10 protein-coding genes are annotated in these 15,429 nt (G+C 73.2%); 2 read left to right on the forward strand and 8 right to left on the reverse strand.

Annotation, left to right across the window (positions count from 1 at the left end; all coding sequences use genetic code 11):
* Positions 1-69: 69 nt before the first annotated feature.
* The 4 genes from AB0C96_RS28790 to AB0C96_RS28805 all read right to left on the reverse strand — a co-directional run bounded on the left by AB0C96_RS28790 (position 70) and on the right by AB0C96_RS28805 (position 6,823).
* Positions 70-1,500, reverse strand: coding sequence for a SidA/IucD/PvdA family monooxygenase (locus AB0C96_RS28790; protein WP_362921228.1), 1,431 nt, complete (start codon positions 1,498-1,500; stop codon positions 70-72).
* A complete protein-coding gene (locus AB0C96_RS28795) occupies positions 1,497-2,909 on the reverse strand; it encodes a pyridoxal-dependent decarboxylase (protein ID WP_362921230.1) in 1,413 nt (470 codons plus the stop codon). The genes AB0C96_RS28790 and AB0C96_RS28795 overlap by 4 nt, the downstream gene beginning before the upstream one ends.
* A 373-nt stretch (positions 2,910-3,282) precedes the next feature.
* Complete coding sequence (pepN, locus tag AB0C96_RS28800) at positions 3,283-5,847, reverse strand: aminopeptidase N (protein WP_362921232.1); 2,565 nt, start codon at positions 5,845-5,847, stop codon at positions 3,283-3,285.
* An 88-nt stretch (positions 5,848-5,935) separates the two neighbouring features.
* Entirely contained in the window at positions 5,936-6,823 is an 888-nt protein-coding gene (locus tag AB0C96_RS28805; RefSeq protein ID WP_362921233.1) for an AraC family transcriptional regulator, read from the reverse strand.
* Between the two features lie 240 nt (positions 6,824-7,063).
* On the opposite strand from AB0C96_RS28805, the gene AB0C96_RS28810 reads away from it, so the two are divergent.
* Positions 7,064-8,884, forward strand: a complete 1,821-nt coding sequence (locus tag AB0C96_RS28810) for a beta-galactosidase (protein WP_362921330.1) — start codon at positions 7,064-7,066, stop codon at positions 8,882-8,884.
* 62 nt (positions 8,885-8,946) lie between these two features.
* Here the strand turns inward: AB0C96_RS28810 and AB0C96_RS28815 are convergent, their stop codons facing one another.
* From AB0C96_RS28815 to AB0C96_RS28830, 4 genes are all read right to left on the reverse strand, one after another.
* Entirely contained in the window at positions 8,947-12,075 is a 3,129-nt protein-coding gene (locus AB0C96_RS28815) for an endo-alpha-N-acetylgalactosaminidase family protein (protein ID WP_362921235.1), read from the reverse strand.
* A 130-nt stretch (positions 12,076-12,205) separates the two neighbouring features.
* Positions 12,206-12,751: an ATP-binding protein gene (locus AB0C96_RS28820; RefSeq protein ID WP_362921237.1), complete on the reverse strand. Its 546-nt coding sequence runs from the start codon at positions 12,749-12,751 to the stop codon at positions 12,206-12,208.
* Positions 12,752-12,772: 21 nt separating this feature from the next.
* A complete protein-coding gene (locus AB0C96_RS28825; protein WP_362921238.1) occupies positions 12,773-12,949 on the reverse strand; it encodes a hypothetical protein in 177 nt (58 codons plus the stop codon).
* A 407-nt stretch (positions 12,950-13,356) separates the two neighbouring features.
* Positions 13,357-14,166, reverse strand: coding sequence for a serine protease (locus AB0C96_RS28830; RefSeq protein ID WP_362921240.1), 810 nt, complete (start codon positions 14,164-14,166; stop codon positions 13,357-13,359).
* 264 nt (positions 14,167-14,430) lie between these two features.
* Here AB0C96_RS28830 and AB0C96_RS28835 point away from each other — a divergent pair, with 264 nt between their 5' ends.
* Positions 14,431-15,330: a hypothetical protein gene (locus AB0C96_RS28835; RefSeq protein WP_362921241.1), complete on the forward strand. Its 900-nt coding sequence runs from the start codon at positions 14,431-14,433 to the stop codon at positions 15,328-15,330.
* Positions 15,331-15,429 lie beyond the last annotated feature (99 nt).

The raw sequence follows: 15,429 nt of genomic DNA on the forward strand, positions 1-15,429 counted from the left end.
ACCGGGGCGGCGGTGCCGGGTGGGGCGCCGCCGCGTGGTGGGTCAGTGGCGGGGGCGATGCAGGGCGGGTCAGTGGCGGGGGACGAGGCTGGATCCCTGGCGGGGGATGGTGCCGGTGCGGTCGGTGGTGGGTTGCTGGAGGCCGAAGGTGGTGAAGGCGGTGCGTTCGGGGAGGGGGTAGGGGGTGGTGCCGGTGAGGGAGTTGAGGATGGTGGCGCTGCGCCAGGCGGCGAGGCCGAGGTCGGGGGCGCCTACGCCGTGGGTGTGGGTCTCGGCGTTCTGGACGTAGAAGGAGCCGGTGACGGAGGGGTCGAGGACGAGGCGGTGGTGTTCGTCGATGCGGGGGCGTTCGCTGGCGTCGCGGCGCAGGTAGGGGTCGAGGGCGGCGATGAGGGTGTCCATGCGGCGTTCGCGGTAGCCGGTGGCGAGGACGACGGCGTCGGTGGTGAGGCGGGAGCGGGTGCCTTGCTGGGTGTGGTCGAGGTGGAGTTCGACCTTGGTGGTGCCGACGCGGCCGGCGGTGCGTACGGAGACGCCGGGGGTGAGGGTGGTGTCGGGCCAGCCGCCGTCGAGGGTGCGGCGGTAGAGCTCGTCGTGGATGGCGGCGAGGGTGTCGTGGTCGATGCCTTTGTGGAGCTGCCACTGGCCGGGGACGAGTGCGTCGCGGACGCGTTCGGGGAGGGCATGGAAGTAGCGGGTGTAGTCGGGGGTGAAGTGTTCCAGGCCGAGTTTGCTGTATTCCATCGGGGCGAAGGCGGCGGTGCGGGCGAGCCAGTGGATGCCTTCGTGGCCGGTGGGGCGGGCGCGGAGCTGGTCGAGGAAGATTTCGGCGCCTGATTGGCCGGCGCCGATGACGGTGATGTGGTCGGCGGCGAGCAGGGCGTCGCGGTGGTGGAGGTAGTCGGCGGAGTGGATGACGGGGACGCCGGGGGCGTCGGCGAGGGGGCGGAGGGGGACGGGGATGTGGGGGGTGGTGCCGATGCCGAGGACGAGGTGGCGGGCGTGGGTGCGGCCGAGGGCCTGGGCTTCGCCGTCGGCGTCGAGTTGGGTGAAGTCGACTTCGAAGGCTTCGCGTTCGGGGTTCCAGCGGACGGCGTCGATGTGGTGGCCGAAGTGGAGGTCGGGGAGGTTTTCGCTGACCCAGCGGCAGTAGGCGTCGTATTCGGCGCGGTGGATGTGGAAGCGCTCGGCGAAGTAGAAGGGGAAGAGGCGTTCGCGGGTCTTGAGGTAGTTGAGGAAGGTCCAGGGGTTGGCGGGGTCGGCGAGGGTGACGAGGTCGGCGAGGAAGGGGACTTGGAGGGTGGCGCCGTCGATGAGGAGGCCGGGGTGCCAGTGGAAGGCGGGGCGCTGGTCGTAGAAGGCGCAGCGGAGTGCGGTGAGGGGCTGGGCGAGGGCGGCGAGGGAGAGGTTGAAGGGGCCGATGCCGATGCCGACGAGGTCGAGGGGTTCGTCGGGGTGCGGGGCGTCGTCGGTGCGGGGGGTTTCGGGGGCGCTGCTCATCGGGGGGTGTGGCCTTCCACGAGTTTGAGGAGGGTGGTGAGGTCTCCGGGTTGGGTGTGGGGGTTGAGGAGGGTGGCTTTGAGCCAGAGGCCGGTGGGGGTGGTGGCGCGGCCGAGGACGGCGTGTCCTTCGGTGAGGAGGGTGCGGCGGATGGTGGCGAGGGTGGTGTCGTCGGCGCCGGTGGGGCGGAAGAGGACGGTGCTGAGGGTGGGGCGGGAGTGGAGTTCGTAGCGGGGGTGGGCCTCGATGAGGTCGGCGAGGGTCTGGGCGGCGGCGAGGGTGCGGTCGACGAGGGTGCCGATGCCGCGGCGGCCGAGGGCCTTGAGGGTGACGGCGATCTTGAGGATGTCGGGGCGGCGGGTGGTGCGCAGTGAGCGGCTGAGGAGGTCGGGGAGGCCGGCTTCGGTGTCGTCGTCGGCGTTGAGGTAGTCGGCTTGGTGGGTGAGGGGGGCGAGGGTGGTGGGGTCGGGGACCGCGAGGAGGCCGGCGGCGACCGGTTGCCAGCCGAGTTTGTGCAGGTCGAGGGCGACGGTGTGGGCGCGGGCGAGGCCGTCGAGGGCGGGTGCGTGGGTGTCGCTGAAGAGCAGGGTTCCGCCGTAGGCGGCGTCGACGTGGAAGCGGGCGCCGTGGTGGTCGGCGAGGTCGGCGAGGGCGGGGAGGGGGTCGATGGCGCCGGAGTCGGTGGTGCCTGCGGTGGCGGTGATCAGGAGGGGGCCGGTGCATCCGGCGAGGTTGGCGAGGCAGGTGTGGAGGGTGTCGGGGGTGAGGATGCCGTTGGGGGTGGGGAGGGTGATCGGGGCGGGGAGGCCGAGGAGCCAGGCGGAGCGGTGGATGGAGTGGTGGGCGTTGGCGCCGCAGATGACCTGGAGGGGGCCGGTGGTGGCGGCCCGGGTGTCGGCTTCGCGGGCGAGGAGGAGGCCGAGTTGGTTGGATTCGGTGCCGCCGGTGGTGATCAGGGCGTCGGGGGCGGTGGCCTGGGGGTAGACGAGGGCGGCGAGTGCGCGGCTGGTGAGGGTCTCCAGTGCGGAGGCGGCGGGGGCCTGGTCCCAGGAGTCCATGGAGGGGTTGAGGGCGCCGGCGGCGAGGTCGGCGGCGGTGGCCAGGGCCAGTGGCGGGCAGTGCAGATGGGCGGCGCAGTGGGGGTCGGCGGGGTCGGCGGCGCCGGCGGCGAGGGTGTGGACGAGGGTGCGGAGGGCGGCGTGCGGGCCGGTGCCGTCGTCGGGCAGGACGGGGTGGCAGGCGTCGCGTACGTCGCGGGCGACGGCGTCGGGGCCGCCGGGTGGGAGGGGGCCGGCGCGGTCCTCGGCACCGGTGGTGAGGGCGTCGAGGACGGTGTCGAGGAGGGGGCGGAGTGCGCGGGGGCCGTTGGTGCCGCCTGCGAGGGCGGTGCCGGCAGGGGGCACAGGCATGGGTGTGCTCTTCTGTCAGGGCGTTCAGGGAGGTGGGTCTGCGTCGCGGGGGCGGTGCCCGGGCGGACGAGACGTTAGGCAGCCCTAAGTTACTGTCCCGGTACGCTGCGCATCCAGTGGTTGCGGTCATACCACCCGTAAGTGGTACGGGTGTACCGCAGGTGTTCGGGTGCCGCCGGCTGCCGGTCCGGCGGCACCTGGGGTGGGCGGTGGAGCGCCCGGGGTGGGCCGTGGGCTCCAGCCCAGGGCCCCAGGAAGTCCCAGGGCCCCAGGGCTTCCTGGGAAAGCGCCCTGGGTGTCTCCGGGCCCGGGGTGTCTCCGGGCCTGGGAGGTCTCCGGCCCCGGGGGGGCTCCGCGCCCGGAGTGGCTCCCCCTACTCGGCCACGGCGTCGGTGGTCGCCGCGCGGACCTTCAGGGCGCGTCGCAGATCGTCGAGTTGGTCGACGAGCTTGCGGCGGAGCGCCGGGGTGGGGTCGCTGTCGGCGAGGCAGGCTTCGCCGAGGCGCAGGGTGTCCTCCTCGATGACGGTGGCGGGGAAGGCGTAGCGGCCGGCGGCCTCGGCGAGGGCGGGGCCGCGGGCGGCGGCGAGGGCGGGGGCGTCGGTGAAGTAGCGGGCGACGTAGGGGCGGAGCAGGTCGTGGTGTTCGGGTGCCCAGAAGCCGGTGGCGGTGGCGGTGAAGAGGTAGTTGGAGAGGGCTGGTTTCTCGTCGGTCTCGTCGGTGGTGAACAGGGCGTCCCAGGCGGCCTGTTTGGCGGCCGGGTCGGGTAGGGCGGCACGGCAGCGGGCGGCGCCTTCGCGGCCGGTGGCGCTGGGGTCGCGGGCGAGTTCGGCGTCGATGGCGTCGCGGAGGGTGTCGAGGGGGGTGGCGCCGAGGGTGGCGAGCCGGGCGAGGATGCGCCAGCGGAGTTCGGGGTCGAGCTGTGGGCCGCCGGGGACGCTGCCGTCGTCGAGCCAGTCCTGGATGCCTTCGGGGGTGGTGGCGCTGTCGATGAAGGCGCGTACGGCGGTGAGCCGGAGTCCGGCGCGGGTGCCGTTGTCGGGGCCTTCGGTGCGGCGCAGTATGTCGCGGCTGAGCGCGGTGAGGGTGGCCAGGGCGGTGTGGCGTCGGTCAGCGGGGAGGTAGCGGTCGGCGATCTGGGTGCGGGCGAAGGCGAGCACGCCCTGGATGATGGCGAGGTCGGTCTCGTGCGGGAGGTGGGCGCGGGCGGCGTCGAGGTAGGCGGTGGGCGGCAGTTCGCCGTCGCGGACCATGTCGCGGGCGGCGTTCCAGACGACGGCGCGGGTGAGCGGGTCGGGCAGCCCGGACAGCGTGCGCAGGGCGGTGTCCCAGGACGTGGGGTCGAGGCGGACCTTGGCGTAGGTGAGGTCCTGGTCGTTGAGGAGGAGCAGGGCGGGGCGGGGGCCGGTGCCGGTGTGCGGTTCGTCGACGGGCACGTCCAGGAAGAGGGGGGTGCGCGGGACGAGGCGGCCGGGGGTGTGCGGGTGGTGGTCGTAGAGGCCGACGGTGAGGCGGTGCGGGCGGGTGCCGTCGCCGCTTCCGGTCCGGTCGACGGTCAGGGTCCAGTGTCCGTCGTCGGTGTCGTGGACGACGGGGGTGAGGGTGTCGACTCCGGTGGTGCGCAGCCAGCGTGCGGCCCAGGCGTGGACGTCGCGGTCGGTGGCGCGGGCGAGGGAGTCGATGAAGTCGGCGAGGGTGGCGTTGCCGAAGCGGTGCCGGGCGAAGTGGTCGTTGATGCCGGTGAGGAAGGCCTTGTTGCCCATCCAGGCGACGAGTTGGCGCAGTGCGGAGGCGCCCTTGGCGTAGGAGATGCCGTCGAAGTTGAGGAGGGCGGAGGCGGTGTCGGGGACGTCTTCGGGGGCGGGGGCGACCGGGTGGGTGGAGGGGCGCTGGTCGGCGTCGTAGCCCCAGCCCTTGCGGGCGACGGCGAAGTCGGTCCAGGTGTCGGTGAAGCGGGTGGCTTCGGCGAGGACCTGGTAGCCCATGTATTCGGCGAAGGACTCGTTGAGCCAGATGTCGTCCCACCATTGAAGGGTGACCAGGTCGCCGAACCACATGTGGGCCATCTCGTGGGAGATGACCATGCCGCGGGTCTGGCGTTCGGTGTCGGTGACGGCGGAGCGGTAGACGAATTCGTCGCGGAAGGTGACCAGGCCGGGGTTCTCCATGGCGCCGGCGTTGAATTCGGGGACGAAGGCCTGGTCGTAGGAGTCGAAGGGGTAGGGCTCGTCGAAGATCTCGTGGTAGCGGTCGAAGCAGCGACGGGTGATGTCGAGGATCTCGTCGGCGTCGGCGTCGAGGTGCGGGGCGAGGGAGCGGCGGCAGTGGATGCCGAAGGGCAGTCCGGCGTGCTGGGTGCGGACGGAGTGCCAGGGGCCGGCGGCGACCGCGACGAGGTAGGTGGAGATGCGGGGGGTGGGGGCGGCTTTCCAGCGGCCCTCCCCCAGGTCTTCGGTGATGCCGTTGGCGAGGACGGTCCAGCCGTGGGGGGCGGTGAGGGTCAGGGCGAAGACGGCCTTGAGGTCGGGCTGGTCGAAGGCGGCGAAGACGCGCTGGATGTCCTCCATGAACAGCTGGGTGTAGACGTAGCTCTCGCCGTCGGCGGGGTCGGTGAAGCGGTGCATGCCTTCGCCGGTGCGGGAGTAGCGCATGGTGGCGTCGATGCGGAGCTCGTGGGTGCCGGGGGTGAGGCCGGTGAGCGGGAGGCGGTTGGCGTCGAGGGTGGTGAGGTCGAGGGGGTGGCCGTCGAGGGTGGCGGAGTGCAGCTGGACGGGTTTGAGTTCGACGAAGGTGTCGCCCGTGGTGCGCGCGGTGAAGTGGATGACCGTGCGGGAGCCGAACCGCTCCTCGCCTTGGGTGAGGTCGAGGTCGACCTCGTAGCGGTGGACGTCGATCAGTCGGGCTCGGGTCTGCGCCTCGTCGCGCTGGAGTGCGGGCATGGGTGCCATGCTGCCGTACGGTCGGTGGGTGGTGCACGGGGTTTGGGGTGGGGGCCGCTGCCGGCGGTGTGCCGGGCCGGCGGCCGGCTCAGCCGCTGCATCCGCTGACCAGCGGCGGGTCGTCCGGGTCCGGGATCTGGGTGGACCAGCCGCCGGGCACGCTGCGGACCTGGCGGTCGCGGAAGCGGACCGGGGCGGTGCCGACGCGGCGGGTGAACAGGCGGCTGAAGTAGGCCGGGTCGTCGTAGCCGACGCGCCGGGCCACGGCGGCGATCGGGAGGTCGGTGGCGACCAGGAGTTCCTTGGCGCGGCCCAGGCGGATGCCGAGCAGGTAGTCCTTGGGGCTACAGCCGGCGCCGCGGCGTACGGCGGTGCGCAGTTCGGCGGGGGTCATGCCGTGCCGGGCGGCGTGTTCGGCGACGGAGAGGGGGAGGAAGGCGTCGCGGGCCAGGGCGGCGAGGACGGGGTCGCCGTCGGCGTCGGTGTCGGCGCGGGCGCGGCGCAGGGCGACGAGGAGTTCGTGGACGGCGGCGGAGGTCTCCACTTCCAGGAGGGGGTTGCCGCGTCGTGCGGCGCGTGCGATGCGTCCGATGGCGGCGCGGGCGGGGCCGGTGTCGTCGAGGGGGACGAGGGGGCGGTCCGGTTCGATGTAGCCGAGTTCGGTGTAGGTGGTGGCGGCGGTGCCGGTGAAGTCGACGAAGCTTTCGTCCCAGCCGGTGTCGGGGTCGGCGCCGTAGTGGTGCGCCACGCCGGGGACGAGCCACAGCAAGGCGGGGGCGGTGACGGTGCGGCGGCGTCCGTCGGGGGTGGTGAACCAGCCGCGGCCGGCGCTGATGACGATGGCGACGTGGTGGTCGAGGGTGCGGGGGCCGACCGTGGGCAGGGTGCCGTGTTGGAGGCCGACTCCCAGGCAGACCAGGCCGAGCCGGTGGTGGACCGGGCGCGGAGTGAAGTACCGCATCCAGGTGTGGTACATGCCCGGGCCTCCCGTCGGTGCGTGGGTGTCGGTTCCCTCCGTTCCGCCGGACCGTCGGGCGCCGAGCCGTCGGGCGGAGACCCGTAGGGCGTCGAGCTGTCGAGCCGCGGGCACCGAGCCGTCGGGCCGTCGAACGGTCGAACGGTCCAAACAACTGCGATCTTTGTCCATGGACCGCCGTGCCGCCAGGGGGCGAGGGTGATCGGTGAGGTGACCGATCGGTGTGAGGGGTGGGGCGACGTGGCGCGGTTCGCGGTGGGTGAGCGGGAGTTCACGATGGACGGGCGGCCGGTGCGGCTGCTGTCGGGGGCGCTGCACTACTTCCGGGTGCACGAGGCGCAGTGGGGCCACCGGTTGGCGATGTTGCGGGCGATGGGCCTGAACTGCGTGGAGACGTATGTGCCGTGGAATCTGCACGAGCCACGGCCGGGTGAGTTCCGGGATCCGGAGGCGCTGGGCCGGTTCCTGGACGCGGTGGCGGCGGCGGGGTTGTGGGCGATCGTCCGTCCGGGGCCGTACATCTGCGCGGAGTGGGAGAACGGGGGATTGCCGGAGTGGTTGACCGGGCCGCTGGGGCGGCGGGTGCGGACCCGGGACGCGGGGTATCTGCGGGCGGTTCGGGCGTGGTTCGGGCGGCTGCTGCCGCAGGTGGTGGCGCGGCAGTGCACGGCGACGGCGGGGCCGGCCGGTCCGGGCGGTGGGCCGGTGGTGATGGTGCAGGTGGAGAACGAGTACGGCTCGTACGGCAGTGACGCCGAGTATCTGGCGTGGCTGGTGGAGCTGCTGCGGGAGTCGGGGGTGCGGGTGCCGCTGTGTACGTCGGACGGCCCGGAGGACCACATGCTGAGCGGTGGGTCGGTGCCGGGGGTGCTGGCGACGGTGAACTTCGGTTCCGGGGCCCGAGAGGCGTTCGCGGCGCTGCGGCGGCACCGTCCGGACGGGCCGTTGATGTGCATGGAGTTCTGGTGCGGGTGGTTCGCGCACTGGGAGCGGGCGGGGGCGCCGCGGGCCGCCGAGGACGCGGCGGCGGCGCTGCGGGAGGTCCTGGAGTGCGGTGCGTCGGTCAATGTGTACATGGCGCACGGGGGGACGAGTTTCGGTGGGTGGGCGGGGGCCAACCGGTCGGGTGAGCTGCACGACGGGGAGTTGCGGGCGACGGTCACGTCGTACGACTACGGGGCGCCGGTCGATGAGCGGGGGCGGCCGACGGAGAAGTTCTGGCGGTTCCGGGAGGTGCTGGCGGAGTATGCGGACGGTCCGCTGCCGGAGGTGCCGGAGGCGCCGCCGGTGCTGGGGGCGCCGGTGCGGGCGGAGATCGGGCAGTGGGCGCCGGCCGGGGAGGTGCTGGCGGCGCTGGGCGGTCCGGAGGTGGTGGGGGGCGGTCCGGTGACGTTCGAGGAGCTGGGCGTGGACCGGGGGGTGGTGCGCTATCGGGTGGCGGTGCCGGGGCCGCGGGGCCGGTATCCGCTGCGGGTGCGGGGGCTGCGGGACCGGGCGCTGGTGTGCGTCGACGGGGAGCGATGGGGCGTGGTGGACGGGGAGGACGGCGAGGGCGTGGTGCTCGGCGAGGTGGCGGGGTCGGCGGTGGTGGAGTTGTGGGTGGGGTCGCTGGGGCGGGTCAACTACGGGCCGCGGCTGGGCGAGTCCAAGGGGATCGCGGGTGGGCTGCTGCACGAGCGGCAGTTTCTGCACGGGGTGCGGTCGCGCGGGCTGCGGCTGGACGCGTTGGAGGAGGCGGGGGCGCTGGAGCGGGTGCCGTTCGGCGCGGTGGCGGGGGCCTGTGGGGGTGCGGGGTTGTACCGGGGGACGCTGGTGGTGGCCGGGCGGCCCGGGGACGCGGACCTGGTGCTGCCGGGGTGGGGGCACGGGTTCGCCTGGATCAACGGGTTCTGTCTGGGCCGCTACCGGTCGGTGGGGCCGCAGCGTGCCCTGTTCGTGCCGGGTCCGGTGCTGCGGGAGGGCGGCAACGAGCTGCTGCTGTGGGAGTGGGAGGGCGCCCCGGCCCTGGTGGGGGGCAGGGCGGGGGCGCCCGGTCTGTATCCCTGCGGGGCAGGGGTGTGAGGGTGGCCGTGGGGGCGCACCGACCCGCCCCCACGGCCTGGTGTGGTGCTGGGGGGTCTCCCCTACACCTCACGCACTTCGAAGGAGTCGAGGACGAACTCGGCGGTTCCGTCGTCGCCCACTTTGCGCAGTCCGACCCAGGCGTCGCCGTGCGGCGGTGCGGTGAACTCGTAGGTGTGGGTGGCGGGTTGGGTGGCGACGGGGAGGGGGCTGCGGGTCAGTTCGCGGGGTGCGGGTTCGTCGACGGCGGTGATCCAGGAGTACTGGCCGGCGGTTTCGTTCTCGTAGCGGAGGGTGACGCGGTAGCGGCGGCCGGCGGTGAAGCGGACGGTGTGCGGGACGGTCCGGTAGACCAGTCCGGTGTTCTCGCCGCGTGACTTGAGCGCGTTGCCGCCGTCGATGACGTCGTCGATCGCCTTGCCGTTCCAGCCGCGTTGGGTGAACGGGGCGTGCCGCTGGGCGATGTGGGTGCGCGGGTCGGTGCTGCCGCCGGCGTCGCCCTTGACGAAGGGTCCCCAGCCTTGGGGGACGTGCTCGAAGTCCTCGTGGGCGAGGGTGCCGTTGCGGGAGGTGGCGCGGGCGGGGACGACGCGGACGTTGTCGAAGCGGATGCGGGCGCGGCCGGCTGCGGCGGTGAGCGCGAGGGTGGTGGGGCCGCCGCTCGCGGGGACGGTGAAGTGGGTGAACAGGCGCTGGAAGCGGGTGCCGGATTTGCGGTCCGCGGCCACGTAGTTGCCGGCGGTGGAGGTGTCGGTCCAGTTGGTGGTGGTGACGCCGTCGGCGGTGCGGATCGCAAGGGCGGCGCGGCGGCGTTCGCCGGCGGTGGCGCCGACTTCGATCTGGACGGAGGCGGCGTAGCTGCCGGGGGCGAGCCGGGTGAGGTGTTGGGCGACGGTGGCGGCGCCGCCCGCGCCGATGACCAGTTCGTAGTCGCCGAGCGGGGAGCGTTCCACAAGGGCGGGGCCGGTGGTGCGCCAGCCGTGCAGGGTGCCGGAGTGGAAGCCGGGGTCGGTCAGGGGGGTGCCCTCGCCCCAGTCGGGGTCGGGTTGGGCGGGGGCGGGGTCGCGGTAGAGGACGTAGGCGGTGCCGGGGCGGGCGGTGAGGGTGATCCGGCCGCCGCTGACCGGGATGCGGGTCTCCTGGGTGCGGCCCTGGTCGGTGAGCCGGTAGGCGTGGACGGCGGTGGCGCCGGTCCAGCCGCGGGGCAGGGTCCAACTGGTCGTTCCGCCGCGGGGGTTGTAGTGGTAGAGCTTGCCGGGGTCGGTGGCCCGGCGGGGTTCCCAGGGCAGCAGGTAGGTGCCGTCGCGGTAGACGACGCGGCCGTCGGTGGTGATCGTGCGGGTGCCGCCGGGCTGCGTTCCGCCTCCGCCTCGTGGGGTGTCCCCGGCGGCGGAACCGGCGTCGCTGACCGAGGTCGCGGTGGGGCCCTCGAAGGTGATCTCGTGGGCGCTCCAGGTCTTGATCGGGTAGGCCTGGAGGTATTTGGCGGGCAGGGCGTCGGTCCAGATGAGGGTGTGGAAGGCGGTCCAGTCGGTCTTGCCGACCCAGCCCTCGAAGTTTCCCATCCGGCCGCTGCCGAGCAGGGTGGGCCATTTGTTGGCGAAGACGTCCTTGTGATCGTTGCGCAGGAAGCGGATCAGTTGGGAGTTGATGCCGCGGGAGGTGTCGGGGCCGTAGTCGGTTTCGTTGGCCCAGTGCGACCACAGCGAGGAGCGTTCCAGGCCGTGGCCCCATTCGCTGGTGACCATCCAGCCCTGGTCGTGCAGGTGGCGCTGGAGGCGGTCGGAGTTCCAGCCGGATTCGCGGAAGACGTCGATGTAGAGGGTGTTCAGCGCCGGATCGGTCTCCTTGCGCAGCTGCGCGAAGCGGGCGGCGATGCTGCCCGTGACCAGGTCGTGGCGGGCGTCGATGCGGTAGGACTGGTCGAGCCAGTCCCACTGCTTGTCGTCCTTGTCGACGAGGGTCTCGGAGAAGGCGTGCGCGACGGGGTAGGACTCGGTGGCGTTGACGTGCACCGCGAAGTCGCTGTTCCACTTCTTGCCGGCGCGGAGCAGGGCGTTGAGGTCGGCGAGGCCACCGGCCCGCTGGTTGTAGTTGCCGCCGTAGTCGGGGTGGGCGGAGTCGTGGCCTTCGGACTGGTAGCCCTTGAGGAGGGTGAACTGCCGTAGCCCGTCGGTGGCCAGGGCGATCCGCTTGATGTTGTCGAGGGTGGCGAGAAAGGGGTTGGTGGCCTGGCTGGCGAAGTTGAACGGGATGTGCGGGACGACCCGCAGGTGCTGTTCGTCGGCGCCCAGTGGCATGACCATCACGTCGCGCAGGGCGATGGCGGCGTCCTGCCAGTCGGCCGTGCCGTCGCCGTTGCGGTCGCGGGTGACGATGACCGTGGCGGAGGGCAGCGGCTCGGTGGCGTCGATCGGCGCTCCGGCGGCCCGGTGGGTCCACTGGCCGGGCGTCAGTTGTGCCGTGACGAAGCCGTCGCCGTGCCGGACCTGCCGCCACAGTCGGCCGTTCTCCCAGGTGGTGGCGCCGGTGGGCCGGTCGTAGACGGTGTTGGTCTCGATGCCGGCGGCGAGCTTGCCGGTGGCGACGACGGCGTAGGCGCAGCCGGTGGGTGCGTCCTCGGCGGGGGTGTCGGCGGTGACGGTCACCAGGGTGTCGCCGCTCTTGGCCTTGTCGAGGTCGATGCGGGCCGCGAGGAGGGTGGATCCGGCCTGGTCGCTGCGGATGCTCAGCAGCGCCAGGCCGGGGATCTGGAGGGTGCCGATGCGCAGCGCGGGGGTGTCGGTGAGGCGGGTGACCCGCCAGGTGGTGCGCCATTCCTGGACGGCGATCTCGACGGTGAGGGTGGTGCCGCCGTCGAAGGCGAGGGTGTACGTCGCGCGGTCGGCGCGGGCGTGGTGGGTGACCTTCGGGGTGTGTGCGGTGCCGTCGAGGAGGACCTGGGTGACGGGGGTGTGCTGGGCGTGCAGGACGGCGCCGGTGCCGCGGTCGGTGTAGGAGACGATGCGCGGGAAGGCGGTGTCGACGCGGACCTCCAGGGCGTCGGACCGCAGCACCGTCTCGGTGGCCCGTGGTGCGGCGGCCGCGGGGGGTGCGACGGCGGGGAGGGCGCCGACGAGCGGGGCCAGCGCGCCGGCGGCGACGACCTTTCGGCGGCTGGGCCCGCGCGGGGCACCTGTCTGTTCGTTCACGCGCGCTGTCCTCCCGTTCGTGCCGGCACTGGCTGTCGGCGGACAGCGTGCTGCGGGGGTGGGGCGTGCGCCTATGGACAAAGGGGGTGGAGGTGTTGGACAGATGTGGCCGTGGGCCGGGTCGGGGCCGTCAGGCCGGGGCGTCGCCGTCGAGGGGCAGCACGGCGGTGAGCTCCCAGCCGTCCTCCGCGGCGGGGCCGGCGGTGAGCCGGCCGCCCATCGCCTCGGCCCGTTCGGTGAGCCCGGCCAGGCCGAAGCCTCCCCCAGCCTCCGGTCGGGAGGTGCCCCCGGCCGCGGCCTGTTCGGAGAGCCGGGCCGGGGCACCGCCGTCGTCGGCGATGCGCAGTTCCACGCCGCCGGCCGCGGCGCGCAGGCCGATCCGTACGGCGGTGGCGTCGGCGGCGTGCTTGCGGATGTTGGTGAGGGCCTCGCGCACGATGCGGTAGACGGCGGCGGCCACGTCGGCCGGGAGGGCGTCGGCGACGGCCCGGTCGGCGGAGAGCACGACCGGCGGTCCGGTGCGGGCGAAGGCGTCGGTCAGGGCGCGGACCTCGGCGAGGCCGGCGACCGGCTGGGAGTGGGCTCCGTTCTCGCGCAGGACCCGCACCAGTCGGCGCATGGCGCCCAGCGCCTCGTTGCCGGAGGTCTCGATCCGTTCGAAGGTGGCGCCCCGCAACCGGGTTGGTCCGGTGGCCCGTCAGGCCCGGGCACCGGTCCGTGGGGGGTCGGCGGCGGGTTCGACGGGGTCGTGGTGGGCGCCGAGCAGGATGTAGGCGAGGGCCGCGGCGGAGGCGGCGAGCAGCAGGGCGGCGAGGACCGTGGCGCGGTGGTCGCGGTCGCGGGTCGGGGGCCGGGTGCGGGGCTCGGTGGACATGCCGTTCACGCTAGGGAGGCGTCCGGGCGGCCGCCCATAGGCCGTACGGCCATCGCTGATGGCACAAGGTCCGGCCGGGAGGGTGAGCATGGTCCCCAGGGCGGGCGGACCATCGTCCCGGCCGCGCGGGACCAAAGTCCCGGGGTCGGTGCCGGGTCCGGGTCCGGGGGCGGGGCGAGGGGCGCAAGTACAGGGCAGGGGCCTGGGCGCGGGCCCGGGGCAGGGGCGCGGGCCCGGGGCAGGGGCGGGGGCGCGAGCGCGGGCCCGTGGTGCCGCGGGTGGGCCCGGGGTGACTCGGGCGCCTCTCCCCCGGCGGCCGGCAGGGCGGCAGGGCGGCAGGAGAGCGGACGCGGCGAAGGGCCCGGGGAGCGGGTCCCCGGGCCCTTCGGTCGTCCGTGTCCGTGCGGTCAGCCGCCGAGCTGGTCAGCGGCCTTCTTGATGTCCGCGGCGAAGGTGCTCACCTCGCTGTAGACACCCGGCTTGCCGGGCCGTGCGCAGCCCTCGCCCCAGGAGACGATGCCGACCTGGAGCCACTCGCCGGCGTCGTCCTTGCGGAACATCGGGCCGCCGGAGTCACCCTGGCAGGTGTCGACGCCGCCGGTGTCCAGCTTGCCGGCGCAGATCTCGTCGCCGGGGGTCAGCTGGTCGCCGTAGGCCTTCTGGCAGGTGGCGTCGTCGACGAACGGCACGCTCGCCTTGAGGAGGTAGCGCTGCTGGTCGCCGCCTTCCTTGTCGGCGCCCCAACCGGCGATGGTGAAGTCGCCGTTGTTGAGCTTGTCGTCCTGGGCGATCTTCAGCGTGGGCTGGTCTATCGGCTTGGCCAGCTTGATCAGCGCCCAGTCCTTGCCCTTGCCGTTGTAGCCGGGGGCCTGGAGGACCTCGGTGGAGTTGACCTTGACGGCGCTGGAGTCCTCCAGGTCGACCACGCCCGCGGTGGCCGTGATGGAGGTGTTGGGGCCGCTGCCGTCGACGCAGTGCGCCGCGGTGAGCACGATGTCCTTGGTGTAGAGCGCACCGCCACAGCCCATCGACAGCCGCACCATGAAGGGGAATTCACCCTGGTCGGCCTTGGTGCCGCCGACGACCTTGGTGTGGACGGAGCCGGACGGGGTCGGTGCGGGGGCGGCGGAGGCTGAGCCCGGCTGGAGGCTGAAGGCGGCCAGGGCGACGGCCCCGACGGCGGTGGTTCTTCTCAGGAGCTTCCGGTAGTCGCGCAACGGGCTTCCTTTCGTGGGGGGTTGCACGTTGTGACGAGCCCATGCCAACACCGGAGCCGGACGTGACTGTCGAAAGGTGTGCGTGGAGGACGACAGCACGCCGTAGGGCGTCCGGACCCAGTGGGGGATGAGCCCGTAAACCGCCCTTGGATTATGTGGAGTGGGCGATCAGAGTGACAAGGGTGCGCATCCGGCCAACTCCCGTTCTCTCACGCCCCGTACGGCTCATACCGGAACAACACGGGCACCCGTACAGTGGGCCGGGTGACCACCGGCGGCAGCACCATCGAACACGGCTTCCCCCACCTCGACACGGTGCGCGCGGCCGTCCACGCCCTGTTCAAACGCCTGTCGTACGACACCGTGAGCACCTTCGCCACCAGCGTCCCGCCGGTCGACGTGGCCTTCGACGACAGTGAGGACCTGCACCTGGGCGCACAGCGGGTGGCCCACGCCCTGGTCCGGCAACTGCACCTGCCGGACGCGCGGATGGTGGTGACGTTCCGCGAGATGGAACACGCCGCGAACGTCGAACTCACCGCGGGACCCGAGTACTTCATCGAACTCAACGACCGCTTCAGGAAGCACCGCAAGGACATCGGTGCCGCGCTGGCCCACGAGGTGATGCACGTCTATCTGCACCGCCTGGACCTGTCGTTCGCCGGCACCCGCGACAACGAGATCCTCACCGACACCGCGAGCGCCTACCTCGGTACGGGCTGGCTGCTGCTCGACGCCTACCGCGAGCACGGCCCGTTCTCCCAGAAGCTCGGCTATCTGACGCCGGAGGAGTTCGGCTACGTCCTGGCCAAACGGGCCGCGTTCTTCGACGAGGACCCGGCGCCGTGGTTCACCAGCCCCCAGGCGTACGACGCGTACACCGCGGGTGCGGCGCGGGCCCGCCGGGACGCGCGCCGGCCGCCGCTCGCCACCGCCGGCTGGGCGGCCCGGCTCCGCTACGCCAAGGACCGCCGGGCCGCACAGGATCCGCGGCGCGCCGACCGCCCCTCCGAACCGGGAGACGGCTATGCGTTCGAGGGGCCGTCCCCCCTGCGGGTGTCGTTCCCCTGCCCGGTCTGCCACCAGCGGATCCGCGTCCCGGTCCGGGGCCGGGTCCGGGCCCGCTGCGGGCTGTGCAAGACCGTGCTGGACTGCGATACCTGACGCGGTACGGGACGCAGTACGAGACGTGGTACCTGGCGCGGTACGAGACGGGGTGCCTGGCGCGGTACGAGACGGGGTGCCTGGCGCGGTACCTGACGC

This window comes from Streptomyces sp. NPDC048506, assembly GCF_040651315.1.
Classification (GTDB): Bacteria; Actinomycetota; Actinomycetes; order Streptomycetales; family Streptomycetaceae; genus Streptomyces.

What these genes read in the sequence shown, in the direction of transcription:
- AB0C96_RS28805 (WP_362921233.1), bottom strand. Translation starts at nt 6,823, where the DNA reads ATGTACCACACCTGGATGCGGTACTTCACTCCGCGCCCGGTCCACCAC.
- AB0C96_RS28790 (WP_362921228.1), bottom strand. Translation starts at nt 1,500, where the DNA reads ATGAGCAGCGCCCCCGAAACCCCCCGCACCGACGACGCCCCGCACCCC.
- AB0C96_RS28795 (WP_362921230.1), bottom strand. Translation starts at nt 2,909, where the DNA reads ATGCCTGTGCCCCCTGCCGGCACCGCCCTCGCAGGCGGCACCAACGGC.
- AB0C96_RS28825 (WP_362921238.1), bottom strand. Translation starts at nt 12,949, where the DNA reads ATGTCCACCGAGCCCCGCACCCGGCCCCCGACCCGCGACCGCGACCAC.
- pepN (WP_362921232.1), bottom strand. Translation starts at nt 5,847, where the DNA reads ATGCCCGCACTCCAGCGCGACGAGGCGCAGACCCGAGCCCGACTGATC.